12 protein-coding genes are annotated in these 17,622 nt (G+C 64.1%); 9 read left to right on the top strand and 3 right to left on the bottom strand.

What is annotated here, in order from left to right; all coding sequences use genetic code 11:
* The first annotated feature begins 15 nt into the window (after positions 1–15).
* Positions 16–768, top strand: coding sequence for a glycosyltransferase family 2 protein (locus tag XI04_RS24290; RefSeq protein WP_038946722.1), 753 nt, complete (start codon positions 16–18; stop codon positions 766–768).
* Positions 765–1,103 carry a lipid-A-disaccharide synthase N-terminal domain-containing protein gene (locus XI04_RS24285; protein ID WP_018323154.1) on the top strand — a complete coding sequence of 113 codons (339 nt, stop codon included), beginning with the start codon at positions 765–767 and terminating at the stop codon, positions 1,101–1,103. Before XI04_RS24290 ends, XI04_RS24285 begins: the two co-directional genes overlap by 4 nt.
* Before the next feature lie 9 nt (positions 1,104–1,112).
* On the opposite strand, the gene XI04_RS24280 is transcribed toward XI04_RS24285, so the two are convergent.
* Both XI04_RS24280 and metC read right to left on the bottom strand, forming a co-directional pair.
* Complete coding sequence (locus tag XI04_RS24280) at positions 1,113–2,804, bottom strand: Na/Pi cotransporter family protein (RefSeq protein ID WP_152102999.1); 1,692 nt, start codon at positions 2,802–2,804, stop codon at positions 1,113–1,115.
* A gap of 178 nt (positions 2,805–2,982) precedes the next feature.
* Complete coding sequence (metC, locus tag XI04_RS24275; RefSeq protein WP_038946724.1) at positions 2,983–4,167, bottom strand: cystathionine beta-lyase; 1,185 nt, start codon at positions 4,165–4,167, stop codon at positions 2,983–2,985.
* Positions 4,168–4,555: 388 nt separating this feature from the next.
* On the opposite strand from metC, the gene XI04_RS24270 reads away from it, so the two are divergent.
* The 7 genes from XI04_RS24270 (at position 4,556) to XI04_RS24240 (ending at position 16,152) form a co-directional block, all read left to right on the top strand.
* A complete protein-coding gene (locus XI04_RS24270) occupies positions 4,556–5,572 on the top strand; it encodes an amino acid ABC transporter substrate-binding protein (protein WP_028144715.1) in 1,017 nt (338 codons plus the stop codon).
* Between the two features lie 24 nt (positions 5,573–5,596).
* Positions 5,597–6,802, top strand: coding sequence for an amino acid ABC transporter permease (locus XI04_RS24265; RefSeq protein ID WP_028144714.1), 1,206 nt, complete (start codon positions 5,597–5,599; stop codon positions 6,800–6,802).
* On the top strand, positions 6,799–8,319 hold the full coding sequence (locus XI04_RS24260) for an amino acid ABC transporter permease (RefSeq protein WP_038970275.1): 1,521 nt from the start codon (positions 6,799–6,801) through the stop codon (positions 8,317–8,319). The genes XI04_RS24265 and XI04_RS24260 overlap by 4 nt, the downstream gene beginning before the upstream one ends.
* A gap of 11 nt (positions 8,320–8,330) precedes the next feature.
* A complete protein-coding gene (locus XI04_RS24255; protein WP_018323160.1) occupies positions 8,331–9,068 on the top strand; it encodes an amino acid ABC transporter ATP-binding protein in 738 nt (245 codons plus the stop codon).
* A 101-nt stretch (positions 9,069–9,169) separates the two neighbouring features.
* The gene (locus XI04_RS24250) at positions 9,170–11,407 is read left to right on the top strand and encodes an O-linked N-acetylglucosamine transferase family protein (protein WP_271623788.1); all 2,238 of its coding nucleotides are present in this window, start codon (positions 9,170–9,172) and stop codon (positions 11,405–11,407) included.
* A 114-nt stretch (positions 11,408–11,521) separates the two neighbouring features.
* Positions 11,522–13,795, top strand: coding sequence for an O-linked N-acetylglucosamine transferase, SPINDLY family protein (locus XI04_RS24245; protein WP_271609168.1), 2,274 nt, complete (start codon positions 11,522–11,524; stop codon positions 13,793–13,795).
* A 116-nt stretch (positions 13,796–13,911) separates the two neighbouring features.
* Positions 13,912–16,152, top strand: a complete 2,241-nt coding sequence (locus XI04_RS24240) for an O-linked N-acetylglucosamine transferase, SPINDLY family protein (RefSeq protein WP_271609169.1) — start codon at positions 13,912–13,914, stop codon at positions 16,150–16,152.
* Between the two features lie 61 nt (positions 16,153–16,213).
* Here XI04_RS24240 and XI04_RS24235 read toward each other — a convergent pair whose 3' ends face one another.
* Complete coding sequence (locus XI04_RS24235; RefSeq protein ID WP_095424178.1) at positions 16,214–17,248, bottom strand: cysteine synthase A; 1,035 nt, start codon at positions 17,246–17,248, stop codon at positions 16,214–16,216.
* Positions 17,249–17,622 lie beyond the last annotated feature (374 nt).

Here is a 17,622-nt window from a genome sequence, read left to right as displayed (position 1 = left end):
ACCACGAGCCTCGATTTGTCGTCGTCCCAGCCTTCGGTTTCCCAGCCCTCGGTTTCCATCGTCGTTCCCGTGCGTAACGAAGCCGACAACATCGCGCCGCTGATCGCGGAGATCGGCGCGGCGCTCGATGGCCGCTGGGCCTATGAGATCATCTACGTCAACGACGGCTCGACCGATGCGACCGGCGAGCGGCTCGCGGCGATCATGGCGCAGCGGAGCAATCTGCGCCAGCTTCGCCATGCCAGATCAGGTGGCCAATCCGCGGCCGTGCGCAGCGGCGTGCGCGCGGCGCGCGGGGCGATCGTGGCGACGCTCGATGGCGACGGCCAGAACAATCCGGCCTTCCTGCCCGACCTGATCGCGGCGGTCGAGAAGGGAGCAGGGCGCGTCGGCCTCGCCGCGGGGCAGCGTGTCGGACGCAAGGATACCGGTTTCAAGAAACTCCAGTCGCGCGTGGCCAACGGCGTCCGCAACTCCATCCTGAAGGACGGCACGCGGGATACCGGCTGCGGGCTGAAGGCATTCCGGCGCGAGGTCTTCCTGATGATGCCCTATTTCGATGGGCTGCATCGCTTCCTGCCGGCGCTGGTCCGGCGTGAAGGCTACGACATCGCCTATGTCGACGTGATCGACCGGCCGCGCCATTCCGGCGTGTCCAACTACGGCTTCTTCGACCGGCTCTGGATCGGCATCATGGATCTCGCCGGCGTATGGTGGCTGATCCGCCGCAAGAAGCCGACACCAGATGTGACTGAGGTGAACGCATGATCATTCAATACGGTCAGGCGCTGAGCAACTATCTCTACGACGTCTTCGTCGCCAAGTTCGATTTCTGGCTGGCGTTCGGCCTTGTCGCGCAGCTGTTCTTCACCGCGCGCTTCCTGGTGCAGTGGATCGCGAGCGAGCGCGCCGGCAACAGCGTGGTGCCGATGGCGTTCTGGTTCTGCTCGATGGGCGGCGGACTGATGACGCTGGTCTACGGCGTCGTGAAGCGCGAGCCGGTCATCATCCTCGGACAATCGCTCGCGACCATCATCTATATCCGCAACATCATGCTGATCATCAAGAACCGCGGCCGCGCCTCGAAAACGCTCGATCGCTGAGCCCAGGTTTTAGCGCGGCAACGCCGAGGCCGCGCCTGAGGCTGGCAGGGCGGCTGTCTCCGCCTCGGTCCTGCGATAGGGCACGCCGGCCGCGTCGAGCACGGGATAGGCGACCGAGCAGATGTGCGAGTGGATGCGGCGCAGATCGCGCAGCACGTCCAGATGCAGCGAGGTCGTCTCGATGGTCTCGGGGCGGCCCTCGCGCAGGCGGTCGAGGTGGCGCTCGACTGCGGCAAGCTCGGTGTTGCGCAGTGCAGTTTTCTCCACCAGTAGCTTGCGCGCCTCGTTGGCGTCGCCGGACATGAAGACGCCGAAGGCGATCCGCAGCGAGTCCATGGTGCGCTTGTGGAAGGCGGCGAGCTCGTCGGCCCCTTCCGCCGAGAACTGGAAGCGCCGCTTGATCTTCTTGGTGGCGAGCTCGCTCAGGCTCTTGTCGATGATGTCGCCGATATGTTCGAGGTTGATGGCGAAGGAGATGATCTCCATCGCGCGCCGCCCTTCGCTCTCGTCGAGGCTGCCCCGCATCAGCTTGGTCACGTAGAGCTTGATGGCCTCGTCGAGACCGTCGACGAAATTGTCCATCTTGGAGACCTGGTCGACCAGCGCACGGTCGCCGGTCATCATCGCCGCCATCACCTTCCGCAGCATGACCTCGACGAGATCTCCCATCCGCAACGTCTCGCGAGCGGCGTCGGCGAGCGCCAGTGATGGCGTCTCCAGCGCAGTCTCGTCGAGATAGCGCGGGCGGGCCGGATCGGCCTCCTGCACGCGATCCGGCAGAAGGCGTGTCAACAGGCGCGACATGGTGTCGAGCAGGCCGATGAAGACGACGGCCGTGCCGACATTGAAGGTGATGTGGAAAGCCGCCGTCATCTTGGCCAGATCAGGCTGCCAGGCGTGCATGTGCTCGGCGATCGTGCCGAGGAAGGGCAGGACGAGCGCAATCCCGATCACGCGGTTGACGAGATTGCCGACCGGCAGGCGGTAGCTCGCGGGATCGTCACGCCTGGCGCCCTCGAACACGGGATTGATGGCACTGCCGAGATTGGCCCCGAGCACCAGCGCCAGCGCCGCGTAGGGCGTGACGAACTGCGAATAGGCCAGCGACATGATCAGCAGCACGCTGGCGACGCTTGAATGCACGGCCCAGGTGACAAGGGCGGCGATGATGATGCACAATATGGGATCGCCCGTGATGGCCGACATCACGATGCGGACGCCCGGTGCGTTCTCCGCCGGCGCCAGCGTGTCGAGCAGGATATGCAGCGAGAGCAGCATCAGGCCAAGGCCGATGCAGACGCGGCCGATGTCCTTGATCCGCGATCGCGGGCCGGAGCGGAAGGCGACGAGGCCAAGCACGAACAGGACCGGCGCGACGGCTGCGATGTTGAACGACAGCACCTGCACGATCAGCGTCGTGCCGACATTGGCCCCGAGCATGATGGCAAGCGCCGCGGCAAGGCTGACGAGCCCCTCGGCTGCGAACGAGCTCGTGATCAGGGCGGTCGCGGTGCTGCTCTGGAGCAGCGCGGTGAGGCCGAGGCCGGCGGCGAAAGCGCTGCCGCGGTTGCTCAGCGCCTTGCCGAGCAGCCGCCTGAGGTCAGGACCGAAGGCGCGCAAGATCCCGCTGTGGACCATGTGCAGGCCCCACAGCAACAGCGCAACGCCGCCCATCAGATCGAGCAGAACCAACGTTCCCATGCTCCGTGTCCGGATTGGAGTCGATTTGTGAGGCTAGCGCCAAATGCTTGAGGTTCAAACCTTTTGTTGGCGCGTCGGCGTTAACGTTTACGCCAGCTGCACGTTCCCACGGCGCGCATTGCGCGTCCGTCGCGGCGCGCGTTGGCGCGTCCGCGGTCGAGATGCCTTGTGAGCAGGCTCACATTGCCGCTTTGAGGGCAGCGAAGCCGCGGTCGAGATCGGCCTTGAGGTCGTCGACGCTCTCGAGGCCAATGTGGAGACGCAGCGTCGGGCCGCCCGGCGCCCACTTGGTCGCGGTGCGATAGGCGTCGCAGTCGAAGGGAATCGCGAGGCTCTCGAAGCCACCCCAGGAAAAACCCATGCCGAACAGCTTGAGCGTGTTGAGCATGGTGTCGACGGCCTTCTGCGGTGCTGGCTTCAGCACGATGCTGAACAGGCCTGACGCGCCGGTAAAGTCACGCTTCCAGATCGCGTGGCCGGGATCGGTCTCGAGCCCCGGATGCAGTACGCGCGCGACCTCGGGTCTAGCAGCGAGCCAACGCGCCATGTCGAGCCCGGAGCGGTGATGCTGTGCCAGCCGCACCGACAGCGTGCGCAGGCCGCGCAGCGCCAGGAAGACGTCGTCGGGTCCAGCGCAGACGCCGAGCAGGCGGATGCCTTCAGTGACCATCGGCCAGGCCTTGGCATTGGCCGAGATGGTGCCGAACATGATGTCGGAATGGCCGCCGATATATTTGGTGGCGGCCTGCATGCTGATGTCGACGCCCTGTTCGAGCGAGCGGTGATAGAGCGGCGTCGCCCAGGTATTGTCGTCGATGACGAGCGCGCCGTGCCGATGCGTGACCTCGGCGATGGCGCGAATGTCCGGCATCTCGAACGATTGCGAGCCCGGGGCCTCCACCAGAACGGCCCGGGTGTTGGGCTTGAACAGCTTGTCGATGCCGGCGCCGATCATCGGATCGAAATAGCTGGTCTCGACGCCAAGGCGGGTGAGCATGCCGTTGCAGAAATTGCGCGAGGGCCGATAGACGTTGTCGCAGACCAGGAGATGGTCTCCGGCCTTGAGCACCGAGAGCAGGGTGGTCGAGATCGCCGACAGCCCCGACGGGACGATGCCGACGCCGGCGCATTGTGGTCCCTCCAGCGCCATCAGCGTCTCCTGGAACGCCTTGGTGGTAGGGGAACCGTGGCGGCCATACGTGAACTCGCCGCGATGGGCGTGCAGGTCCTCCGCAGTCGGGTAGAGCACGGTCGAGCCATGAAAGACCGGCGGATTGACGAACCCCTTCTGCGCCTTGGTGTCGCGGCCGGAGGTGACCAGCCGGGTCTCGGCCTGCTGCTCTTGGGGGTGCGAGGAATCCATGCGTCTGCTTTCAAAACCGCGTTTCCGCTCGGGCTTGGCGCCTGACGGGCTGGCCGAAAGGCCGCTGTCGTTAATAACAGAACACAGAAGAGTCCCGTCAACCCCTTGACCCGGCACGCCAGTCGTTCTGTGATGCGCAGGTGCTATTCAGTCGCCGCATGTTGAGGGGCCTGCCGCGACCTTCGATCCATCGTCTGACCGGACCTTGCGTCACAGCCATATCGGCCGGCGCTGCGGCGGGGATTAAGGTATGGCCTTTCGGGATCGGCGGGTGTTCGGCAAGGTTTTCCAGCATGACTCTTGCAGGGCTGGCCTTGATACGCCTGGCCCTGGCAGGGATGATCCTGAGACAACGTTCCTTGATACGACTTTGAAAGGCCCAAAGCCCATGAAACGCGTAACCCTGGCTCTCACCCTTGCTCTCGCCGCCGGCCTCTCCGCCCAGGCCGCCGATGCGCAAACGCTCAAGACGGTCAAGGACCGGGGCATGTTGTCCTGCGGCGTCAGCCAGGGCCTGCCGGGATTCTCCTCGCCCGACGACAAGGGCAACTGGACCGGCCTCGACGTCGACGTCTGCAAGGCGATCGCCGGGGCGATCTTCAACGATGCGACCAAGGTCAAGTACGTGCCGCTGTCCGCCAAGGACCGCTTCACCGCGCTTCAATCCGGCGAAATCGACGTGCTCTCGCGCAACACCACCTGGACCATCTCGCGTGATACCTCGCTCGGCGCCAATTTTACCGGCGTGACCTATTATGACGGGCAGGGCTTCATGGTGAAGAAGTCGCTCAAGGTGAATTCGGCGCTCGAGCTCAACAGCGCCTCGGTCTGCGTGCAGACCGGCACTACCACCGAGCAGAATCTGGCCGACTACTTCAAAGCCAACAACATGAAGTACGAGGTGATCGCGTTCGGCACCAACGACGAAACGGTCAAGGCCTATGAGGCCGGACGCTGCGACGTCTTCACCACCGATCAGTCGGGCCTGTACGCCAATCGCCTGAAGCTTGCCAATCCCAACGACCACATGGTGCTTCCCGAAATCATCTCGAAGGAGCCGCTCGGCCCCATGGTGCGCCACGGCGACGATCAGTGGTTCGACATCGTGAAGTGGACGCTGTTCGCGATGGTCACCGCCGAAGAGCTTGGCGTGAGCTCGAAGAACGTCGACGAGAAAGCAAAGCTGGAAAATCCCGAGTTGAAGCGCGTCCTCGGCACCGACGGCAATTTCGGCGAACAGCTCGGCCTGACCAAGGACTGGGTGGTGCGGATCGTGAAGGCGGTCGGCAATTACGGCGAGGTGTTCGATCGCAATGTCGGCGCGGGCTCGCCGCTCGCCATCAATCGCGGTCTCAACAATCTCTGGAACAAGGGCGGTCTTCAGTACGCGCCGCCGATCCGCTGATCATCCTGATCCGCTGGCAGCGGCATGAGCACCGAGGCCCGAAAACCGCCACCCCAGATCGCGCTGAAGATCAGGCGCGTTCTGGGTGGCAAGGCAGGCTGGAACGGCGTTGCCGTCCAGTTTGCCTTCGCGGCGATCCTGGGCTGGATCGGCTATGAGATCGTCTCCAATGCCCGCGCCAACCTCGAAAACCAGCACATTGCCGCCGGCTTCGGCTTCCTCAGGAATAATGCCGGCTTCGACGTCAACCAGACCCTGATCTCCTATACCGGCTCGGACACGTTCCTGCGCGTGTTCGTGGTCGGGCTCCTGAACACGCTCGTGGTCTCGGTGGTGGGCATCGTCTTCGCCACCTTGATCGGCTTCATCGTCGCGCTGTGCCGGCTGTCACCCAATTGGCTGTTGTCCCGCGTCGGCGAGATCTATGTCGAGCTCATCCGCAACCTGCCGCTGCTGTTCCAGATCCTGTTCTGGTATCTCGCGGTGCTGGCGGCCTTGCCCAATCCGCGGCAGAGCATCTCGCTGCTCGGCGTCGCCTTCATCAGCAATCGCGGCCTCGTCATTCCAAGCCCGGTCGGCGGGAGCGGCCTGGAGCCATTCCTGGCGATGCTGGCGCTCGGTATCGTCGCGTCCCTGGCCTTGCGCTTCTATGCGCGGCGCGCGCTGTTTCAGGAAGGGCGGATGATCCGGATCTGGCCCACTGTGCTTGGCCTGCTGTTCGGGCTGCCGCTCGCCACGATATTGGTGTTCGGTCTGCCCTTTACCTTCGAGCTGCCGCAGCTGAAGGGCTTCAATTTCGCCGGCGGATCGCGGATCATTCCGGAGTTCGTGGCGCTGACGCTGGCGCTGTCGACCTATACCGCCGCCTTCATCGCCGAGATCGTGCGCGCCGGAATCCTGTCGGTCCACAAGGGGCAGATGGAGGCGGGGGCCTCGCTCGGCCTCAGCCGCGGCACCACGCTCCGGCTGGTCGTCGTGCCTCAGGCCATGCGCGTCATCGTGCCGCCGCTGACCAACCAGTACCTCAATCTCACCAAGAACTCGTCGCTGGCGGTCGCGATCGGCTATCCTGACCTCGTCTCGGTGTTCGCCGGCACGTCGCTGAGCCAGACCGGGCAGGCGATCGAGATCATCGCGATGACCATGGGCATCTATCTCCTGATCTCGCTGCTCACCAGCGCGATCATGAGCGTCTACGGGTGGCGCGTCAGCCGGAGTCTGGGCGCATGAGCGATATCGCCTCGAGCAGCTTCGTCCGCCGGGACCTGCTCACCGAACGTCCCGCGCCTGTGAAGACCACGGGCTTTGTCGGGCTGATGCGCACGCGCCTGTTCAACTCGCCGACCAACATCCTGCTCACGATCGTTGGCGCCTTGCTGCTGTGGTTCACCATCGTTCCCTCGGTCAGGTTCCTGATGGTCGATGCGGTCTGGAGCGGCAAGGACCGCACGGCATGCCTCGCGGAGAACGCCGGCTTTGCGGTCGGCGCCTGCTGGCCCTACATCCAGGCCAAGCTGCCGCAATTGATCTACGGTTTTTATCCCGAGGCCGAGCGCTGGCGGGTCAACCTCACCTTCATTCTTGCGGTGGCCCTGCTGGTGCCGCTGCTCGTGCCGCGTCTGCCGGCGAAGGGGCTCAACGCCAGTCTGTTCTTCTTCGCATTTCCTGTGGTCGCGTTCTTTCTGCTGCACGGTGGCGGCATCAAGGGCTTTGGTCTCAGCTGGACCGCCGGCCTGCTGGAATTGTTCGACGACAGCATCATCGGCGCCGGGCAGGCCGTGCTCGGTCTCAGCAAGTCATCCGCCGCCGCGCCGTTGTTGTGGTTGGTCGGGAATTTTATCGTGCTGGTCGGCACGGCGATCTCCTGGCTGATCCTTCCGCTGACCTGGCTGCGCGATCAGATCCAGGGCGCGGGTCAGTCGATCTGGGCCGATTTCGCCGTCACCACCGCGGTCGTGTCGTTGATCGCCTTCGGTCTCGGCGGCGGCTTGCGCACCGGCTGGCGCGCTCTGGCCTCGAGCATCGTTGCCTTCGGTGCCATCGCTATCGTGATCAAGCTGATGGGGCTCGATCGCGGTGGACTGCCGGTCGTGACGACGAATTTGTGGGGCGGCCTTCTGGTGACGCTGGTGGTCTCCGTCACCGGCATCGTCACCTCGCTGCCGATCGGCATCGCGCTGGCGCTCGGCCGCCGCTCCACCATTCCCTTGATCCGGATCTTCTCGATCGCCTTCATCGAGTTCTGGCGCGGCGTGCCGCTGATCACCGTGCTGTTCTTCGCCACCTACATGCTGCCGCTGTTCCTGCCCGGCAATTTCACCGTCGACGGCCTCGTCCGCGCGCTGATCGGCATCGCGCTGTTCACGGGCGCCTATCAGGCCGAGAACGTCCGCGGCGGGCTCGCCGCGATCCCGCGCGGGCAGGGCGAGGCCGCCGCGGCCCTCGGCCTGTCCTGGTGGAAGACGACCTCGCTGATCGTGCTGCCGCAGGCGCTGCGTCACGTCATTCCGAACCTCGTCAACAGCTTCATCTCGCTGTTCAAGGACACCTCGCTGGTCTCGATCGTGGCGCTGTTCGATCTGCTCGGCTCGCTCAGGGCCTCGTTCTCGGACCCGAAATGGTCAACGCCTTCGACCGCGTTCACCGGCTTCGCCTTCGCCGGGATCATCTACTTCATCTTCTGCTTTGGAATGTCGCGCTACTCGCTGTTCGTCGAGCACCGCCTCAACGCCCACCGTCGCAACTGATCGAGGTCACCATGTCCGACCCCATCGTCAAGATTTCCGGCCTCAACAAATGGTACGGCGACTTCCACGTGCTGCGCGACATCGACCTCGCGGTCGAGAAGGGAGAGCGCATCGTGATCTGCGGACCCTCGGGCTCCGGCAAGTCGACCCTGATCCGCTGCATCAACGCGCTGGAGGAATTCCAGGAGGGCGAGATCGTCGTCGACGGCATCGCGCTCGGCCCCAACCTCAAGCACATCGACGCGGTGCGCCGGGAAGTCGGCATGGTGTTCCAGAGCTTCAACCTGTTCCCGCATCTGACCGTGCTGGAGAATTGCACGCTGGCGCCGATCTGGGTGCGCAACATCCCGAAGAAGGACGCCGAGATCAACGCGATGAAGTTCCTGGAGCGGGTCAAGATCCCGCATCAGGCCAACAAGTTTCCGGGGCAGATGTCCGGCGGCCAGCAGCAGCGCGTCGCGATCGCGCGGGCCCTGACCATGAACCCGAAGGTCATGCTGTTCGACGAGCCGACCTCGGCGCTCGACCCCGAGATGGTCAAGGAGGTGCTGGACACCATGGTGGACCTCGCCGAGGAAGGCATGACCATGCTGGTCGTCACCCACGAAATGGGCTTTGCCCGCGAGGTCGCCAACCGCGTGGTCTTCATGGACGCCGGCCAGATCATCGAGGCCAACACGCCGAACGAGTTCTTTGCGGCGCCCCAGCACGCCCGCACAAAACTGTTCCTGAGCCAGATCCTGCGCTGAGCACTCGCCATCCGGAGGCCGCGCCGGCCTGACTCACCCGCCAGCCTGGCACCATCCGAATCAGCTGTGCCTCTTTCCGGGCCATCTTCCGGAGAGAGACCTTGCAGAGCAGTGTCGGCGCGCGCGCATTCCAGAATGCGCGATTGCAAAAGAAGTTGAGGAAGCAGGCGGACGCCGTCATGTCGCTCGCGGTCGAGGCGCTGCGGCAGGGCCGATTTGCCGAGGCCGAGATGCTCTGCCGGGGCATTGTGGAGGAGGTTCCGGATCATTTCCACGCCACGCACCTGCTCGGCCTGCGCGCGTATGAGGGCGGGCGGCTGGAGGAGGCGCAACAGCTGTTCGAACGCGCGGTTGCGCTCGATCCGCGCTCGCCCGATGCCCATGGCAATCTCGGCGCCGTGTATTTCGATCTCCAGAAATTTCAGGACGCCCGCGCATGCCAGGAGAAGGCCATTGCGCTGAAGCCGAATTGTCCGATCACCCTGACCAATCTCGGCAATACGCTCCTGAATGTCGGCCTCGGCGAACAGGCGATCGGGCTGCACGAACGCGCGATCGGGCTGCGGCCCGACTATGCCGATGCATTTTGCAACCGCGGCATGGCAGAGCTGTTGATCGGCCGGTCCGAGCGCGCCAAGGAGAGTTTCGATCGCGCCCTGTCGTTTCAGCCGCGTCATGCGGAAGCGATCGCGGGCAAGGGCATGGTGTGCATCGAGCTCCGGCATTATGAGGAGGCGGAAGCCGCCCTCGCGGCAGGGCTCGCGATCAAGCCGGGTTCACCGCGGATTCTGGCCCAGCGCGGGCGGCTCAATTTCGATCTGCACCGCCTGGAGCAGGCGGCGGCGGACTTCGATGCGGCACTGGCGCAATCGCCGCGGCTCGAGCTCGCGCTGCGTGGCAAGGCGCAAGTCAACCTTCTCTTGGGGAACACGACGCAGGCGATCGCGGCCGTGAAGATCCTGCTCGAGGACAATCCGCGGTCCGATTACGCAATCGTGCTTCTCGGCGCCTGCTATGCGAACCAGGGAGACGTCGCGACGGCACTCGAGCATCTCGACGCGGCGCTCGAGATCTCACCGGACTATGCGGATGCGATCGCACGCAAGATATTCATCCTGGATTATCTGCCGGAGGCCGATTTCGCGGTCCAGCAGGCGGCGCGAAAATCCTGGTGGGATGCAATCGGCGCCCGACTGCCGCAACGGGCACTGCCGCCCCGGGAACTCGATCCGGACAGGCGGATCGTCGTCGGCTATGTCGCGTCGGAATTCAGGAACCACTCGGCAGCGTTCGCGCTGTTGCCGGTGCTGCGCCATCATGATCACGCCAGGTTCGAGATCGTCTGCTATTCCTGCTGGCCGCTGCAGGATGAGATCACCGAGAGGTTCAAGCCCCTCGCGGACGTCTGGGTCGACGCCGCGCAGCTTTCGGACGACGAGCTCCTCGATCGCATCCAGGCGGACAAGATCGATATCCTGATCGACGTGTCCGGGCATACGGCTGGCAACAGGCTCCCCGTATTTGCCCGCAAGCCGGCCCCGATACAGGTCACGGGTTTCGGACACGCCACGGGCACGGGCCTTCAGACCATGGATTACGTGCTCGCTGATCCAATCTTCATTCCGCACTCGCGCCATTTGCTGGTCGAGAAGGTCCATGATCTGCCCTGCCTGATCACGATCGATCCCATCCTGGACGTGCCGCCCTCGGAGCTTCCCATGCTCCGGAACGGCCATGTGACCTTCGGTGTGTTCAACCGCATCTACAAGATCTCGGATGAGGCGATCCGGGTGTGGTCGAAAGTGATGCGCGAGGCGGCGGGTTCGAAGATCATCATCAAGCACGGGCTGCTCGACGATCCCTTGCTGCGCGACGGCCTGATCGCACGGTTCGCAGCCCAGGGCATTGCCGAAGACAATATCACCTGCCTGGGCTCGACCACGCGCCACGAGCATCTGCTGGCCTTTGCGCAAGTCGACATCTCCCTCGATACCTTCCCGCAAAATGGCGGCATCAGCACCTGGGAATCCCTCTATGCGGGCGTTCCGGTCGTCGCCAAGCTCGGCAACGGCTCTTCGTCACGCGCCGGCGGCTCGATCGTGGCGGCCGTCGGCCTCGACGACTGGGTCGCCGAGGATGACGACGGCTATGCCGCGATCGCGTGCAAATATGCGGCGCAGTCCGCTCATCTGGCGAAATTGCGTGCGGAGCTGCCGGCTCGGATCGCAGCCTCGCCTGCCGGCAACGTCGAAGTTTACGCGCGTGAGGTCGAGGCGGCCTATCGTCGTTTTTGGCTCGACTATTGTGCCGGCGCCTCGGAACGCGGCGAGGTGGCGTAGTCCGACCTTGCGCCGCCCCCCGGGAAATCCCGGAGGCGCTGCTGGTTGGGTGACCGGCCGGCCGGGCCTGCGAATCAGTTAGACTCCTCTGAGGGCATCCTCCGGAGAGACACCTTGCAGAACAGCGGCGGCGGCGCGCGCGCATTCCAGAATGCGCGATTGCAGAAGAAGTTGATGAAGCAGGCCGACGCCGTCATCGCTGCTGCGGCGAACGCCTATGGCCAGGGCCGATATGCCGAAACCGAGGCGCTGTGCCGCGAGATCCTGAAAGCCCTTCCGGATCATATCGACGCCATGCACCTGCTCGGCATGTGCGCCCACGACGGCCGGCGCCTCGAGGAGGCGAAAGAGCTGCTGGAGCGCGTGATCGCGCTTGATCCGCGCCTGCACGATGCCCATAACAACCTCGCAACCGTGCATTTTGACCTCGGCAATTACGAGGAGGCGCGACGGTGCCAGGAGAGGGCGATCGCGCTGAAGCCGAATTTCGCGGTGGCGCTGACCAATCTCGGCAACACGCTGATGCACATGGCGCTCTACGAGCAGGCGCTCGAGATGCACGAGCGCGCCATCAAGATCAAACCGGATTATGCCGATGCGCTCTGCAATCGCGGCATGGTCGAGCTCGTGCTTGGGCAGATCATGCGCGCCAAGGAGAGTTTCGATCGCGCCCTGCTGTTTCAGCCGCGTCACGCCGAGGCCATCGTCGGCACCGGCATGGTCAGCATGGAGCTGCGGCACCACGAGGAGGCAGCAGCCAAGTTCGCCATGGCGCTCGCGATCAAGCCTGGTGCGCCGAGGATCCTGGCCCAGCGCGGGCGGCTCAGTTACGAGCTGCAGCGCCTGGAGCCCGCGCTTGCGGATTTCGATGCGGCGCTTGCCATTTCGCCCAAGCTCGAGCTGGCCCTCCGGGGCAAGGCGCAGGTCTGCCTCGTCATGGGAAGGACCGCGCAGGCGATGGCGGCCGCGACGACCTTGATCGAGCGAAATCCGCGATCCGAGATGGGGTTGGCGCTGCTGGGCTTCGCCTATTCCAACCAGGGAGACATGGACTCCGCGATCCAATATCTCGATCGCGCGCTTGCGATCCGACCGGATTATGGAGACGCGATCAGGGGCAAGATCTTCCTGCTCGACTACCTCGCGGACGCCGATTTCGCGGTCCAGCAGGCGGTACGAAAATCCTGGTGGGATGCGATCGGCTCGAAGATACCGCGAAGGACGCTGCCGAAGCGGCCGCTCGATCCGGACAAGCGGATCGTGGTCGGCTATGTCGCGGCCGAATTCCGGCAGCACTCGGCGGGACTCACCCTGCTGCCCGTGCTGCGCAACCACGATCACACCAAGTTTGAGATCATCTGCTATTATTCCTGGCCGGGAGCGGACGAGTACACCGCCAAGTTCAAATCAATGGCGGACGTCTGGGTCGACGCCTGGCAGATGTCGGACGACGAGCTCGCCGATCGTATTCAGGCCGACAACGTCGACATCCTGATCGACGTTTCCGGCCACACGACCGGGAACAGGCTGCAATGCTTCGCGCGGAAGCCGGCTCCGATCCAGGCCACGGGATTCGGACACGCGACGGGCACGGGCATGCCGACCATGGACTATGTGCTCGCGGATCCCATCTTCATTCCGCCATCGGCTCGGCATTTGTTTCCGGAAAAGATCTACGATCTGCCGTGCCTGATCACGATGGAGCCGGTCACTAATCTGCAGCCCTCCGAGCTGCCGATGCTCCGCAACGGCTACGTCACCTTCGGCGTGTTCAACCGTATCTACAAGATTTCGGATGATGCGATCCGTGTGTGGTCGCGCATCATGCGGGAGGTGCCGGGATCGAAGATCATCCTCAAGCATGGTTTGCTCGATGATGCCCTGCTGCGCGATAGCCTGATCGCACGCTTCATCGCGCAGGGCATTGCGGAGGAGGACATCACCTGCCTCGGCACCACCTCGCGCGACGATCACCTGATGGCCTTCGACAAGATCGATATTTCACTCGACACCTTCCCGCAGAATGGCGGCATCAGCACCTGGGAGTCCCTCTACAAGGGCGTTCCCGTCGTCGCCAAGCTCGGCATTGGAGCCTCTTCGCGTGCCGGCGCCTCCATCGTGGCCGCCGTCGGTCTCAGCGACTGGGTCGCCGAGGATGACGATGGCTATGTCGAGATCGCCCGCAGATTTGCGTCGCAGCCCGAGCATCTGGCGAAGTTGCGCGCGGGATTGCCGGCTCAGATCGCAGCCTCGCCCGCCGGCAATGTCGAGATCTACACGCGTGAGCTCGAAGCGGGTTACCGTCAGTTCTGGCGCGACTATTGTGCCGCCGCCTCGGAGAGCGGCGACGCTGCGGCAAGCGGGGCAGGCGCACCGAGCGGTTCCTGAGCCGGATCCTGCGGCGAGGCCCGGAATAGCCCGGGGGGATTTCCGGTCGCGCCGACCGGCCGGCTCGGCGCGCGAATCAGCTAGACTCGCCCCGGGCCATCTTCCGGAGAAACACCTTGCAGAGCAGCGCCGGCGCGCGCGCATTCCAGAATGCGCGATTGCAGAAGAAATTGAAGAAGCAGGCGGACGCCATCATCTCCGCCGCGGCGAGCGCTTATGGCCAGGGCAGATATGCGGAGAGCGAAGCGCTCTGCCGCCAGATCGTGCAAGCCGTTCCGGATCATTTTGACGCCACGCATTTGCTCGGCCTCAGCGTGCAACAGGGCGGGCGCCTGGAGGAGGCGCAACAACTGATTGAGCGCGCGATCGCAATCGATCCACGTTCGCACGAGGCGCATCACAATCTCGCCGCTGTCCACCTGTCCCTTCAGAAATTTGAGGCCGCCCGCGCGTGTCAGGAAAGAGCGATCGCGCTGAAGCCGAATTTTCCGCCGGCCCTGGCCGGCCTCGGCAACGCCTTGCTCCAGATGAACCTGCCGGAACAAGCCATCGAACTGTATGACCGCGCCATCGCCTTGAAGCCCGACTACCCCGATGCGCTCTGCAATCGAGGTCTGGCCGAGCTGGCGCTGGGCCGATTTGACCGCGCCAGACAGAGTTTCGAGCGCGCGCTGTTGTTTCAGCCGCGTCACGCCGAAGCCCTCATCGGCAAGGGCGTGGTCGGGATCGAGCTCAAGCATTACGACGAGGCGGAAGCCGCGCTCGCAGCGGCGCTCGCGATCAGGCCAGGTTCGGCAAAGCTCCTCGCGCACCGCGGACGGCTCAATTTCGCGCTGTCGCGGCCCGAACAGGCAGCTGCGGATTTTGACGCGGCACTGGCGCTTTCACCGAAACTCGAAGTGGCCTTGCGGGGGAAGGCAGAAGTCGCGCTGAGCATGGGAAATACGGCGCAGGCGATTCTGGCCTGCACGGCGTTGCTCGAGGAAAATCCGCGCTCGGCGATCGCCCTGGCGCTGCTGAGCTCCTGCTTTGCCAACCAGGGAGAGATCGCAGCCGCCATCGAACATCTCGACGCCGGTCTGGCAATTGCGCCGGACCAGCCGGACTTGATCGCGCGGAAGATCTACTTTCTCGACTTTCTCTCCGAGGCCGATTTCGCGGTCCAGCAGGCCGCGCGCAAATCCTGGTGGGATGCGATCGGCGCCAGATTGCCACAGAGGAAGCTCGCACCCCGGCAGCTCGATCCCGGCAGGCGGATCGTGGTCGGGTATGTCGCGGCCGAGTTCTGGTACCACTCGGCGGCGTTTGGCCTCTTACCGGTGCTGCGCCACCATGATCACGCCAAGTTCGAGATCGTCTGCTATTCGTGCTCGCCGGTACGAGATGAGATGACAGCCAAGTTCAAGTCGTTGGCGGACGTCTGGGTCGACGCCGCGCAGCTTTCGGACGATGAGCTGGCCGATCGTATCGAGGCCGACAAGGTCGATATCCTGATCGACGTGTCCGGGCATACGACCGGCAACAGGCTTCCGGTCTTCGCCCGCAAGCCGGCCCCGATTCAGGCCACCGGATTCGGACACGCCACAGGCACGGGCCTTCAGACCATGGACTACGTGCTCGCCGATCCGATCTTCATTCCGGAATCGGCCCGTCATCTGCTGGCCGAAAAGGTCTACGATCTGCCGTGCCTGATCACGATCGATCCGATCCTGGATGTGCCCGCTTCGGAGCTTCCCATGCTCCGCAACGGCCATGTGACTTTCGGCGTGTTCAACCGCGTCAACAAGATCTCGGACGAGGCGATCCGCGTATGGTCGAAAGTGATGCGCGAGGTGGTCGGATCGAAGATCATCATCAAACATACGCTGCTTGACGATTCTCTGGTACGCGATGGCCTTCTTGCGCGACTCGTGAACCAGGGCATCCCAGAAGAGAACATCACCTGCCTGGGCTCGTCAGCGCGCGCGGAACATCTTCAGGCCTTCGCGAGAGTCGATATTTCGCTCGATCCATTTCCGCAGAATGGCGGCGTCAGCACCTGGGAATCCCTTTATGCGGGCGTTCCAGTCGTGGCCAAGCTCGGCCACGGCGCCTCCTCGCGCGCCGGCGGTGCCATCGTGGCGGCGGTCGGGCTTGACGACTGGGTCGCCGAGGATGACGACGGCTATGTCGAGATCGCCCGCAAATTTGCCTCGCAGCCCGAGTATCTCGCGAAATTGCGCGCGGGCCTGCCGGCTCAGATCGCAGCCTCGGCGGCCGGCAATGTCGCGATCTACACGCGCAGGGTCGAGGAGGGCTACCGCCAGTTCTGGCGCGACTATTGTGCCGCGGCCTCGGAACGCGGCGAGGTCGCGTAAACCGGCCGAACGGCGCTGACGTTGTGGACCCGCGTCCCCGACCCGAGGGGGCGCGTGACGGTCACACGAAGGGTGGCTTGATGTTGCTGCGCTTCTCCAACCATTCCGGCACCGGCAGGTTCTTGGCGCGCATGAAGTCGGCGTTGAACAGCTTCGACTGATAACGGCTGCCGGAATCGCACAGCACGGTGACGATGGTCTTGCCGGGCCCGAGCTGCTTGGCGAGGCGTATGGCGCCCACGATGTTGACACCGGTCGAGCCGCCGAGGCACAGGCCCTCGTGCTGCAGCAGCTCGTAGATCACGCCGACGGCTTCGGCATCGGGAATGAGATAGGCATCATCGACCTTCGCGGTCTCGACGATGGCGGTTGCGCGGTTGAGGCCGATGCCTTCGGTGATCGAGCCACCCGGCGTCGCCTTGGGATCGCCGGTCCTGAAGTATTCATACATGCCGGCGCCGTGCGGATCGGCGCATGCGATCCGCACGTTCTTGTTCTTCTCTTTCAAGTAACGGCTGACACCAGCCAGCGTGCCCCCGCTGCCGACCGAGCAGACGAAGCCGTCGACCTTACCGCCGGTCTGCTCCCAGATTTCGGGGCCCGTGGACTCGTAATGCGCCTTGGCATTGTCGAGGTTGTTCCACTGATCGGCGAACAGCACGCCGTTCGGCTCGGTCTTGCGCAGCTCGTCAGCAAGACGGCGACCGACATGCTGGTAGTTGTTGGGATTGGCGTAGGGCAGGGCCGGCACCTCGATCAGCTCGGCACCGCACAGCTTCAGGAAGTCTTTCTTCTCCTGGCTCTGCGTTTCCGGGATCACGATCAGCGTGCGGTAGCCGCGGGCGCTCGCGACGACCGCAAGGCCAATGCCGGTATTGCCGGCGGTCGCTTCCACCACCAGACCACCGGGCTTGAGCTCGCCGCGCTTCTCGGCCTCCAGGATCATCCATTTGCCGGCGCGATCCTTGACCGACTGGCCGGGATTCATGAACTCGGCCTTGCCGAGAATGGTGCAGCCGGTCAGTTCCGAGGCGCGCTTCAGCTTGATCAGCGGGGTGTTGCCGATGGCTTCGACAACGTCATTTCGAATGGTCATGTCGGGGAAATCGCTACCAAGGGGTTGATCTGGTCGGCCAGAACCTAGTGCTTGGGAGGCCAAAGGGGAAGGCTTTTGCGCTGCGGCGAAACCGGCTGAAACGCCTGTCCAAACAGCGATATTATCGAGAGGCGAGGCCGGCGATGATGCGTTCAGCCACGCGGCGAGATATCGATAGGAGGAAATGGCTGAACTCCGCCAGAGCACGGAGGATGACGGTCGCCACCAGCCGCTTCACGACCGCTTTTTTCCAAGGGTGCGATCAGCCGAAACCCGAGGGACGTGGATGGTCTGGATGGCCGAAATCAAATCTGCACGAGGGATGACTCCCTTTCGGGAATTGAAGGCCAGGCGAGATGGAGCGGCCGAAGCGC

Source organism: Bradyrhizobium sp. CCBAU 11430, assembly GCF_028128855.1.
In the GTDB taxonomy this organism is placed as follows: Bacteria; Pseudomonadota; Alphaproteobacteria; order Rhizobiales; family Xanthobacteraceae; genus Bradyrhizobium; species Bradyrhizobium ottawaense.
The sequence above is the reverse complement of the archived record's forward strand: the minus strand, read 5'-3'. Positions and strand labels throughout refer to the sequence as shown.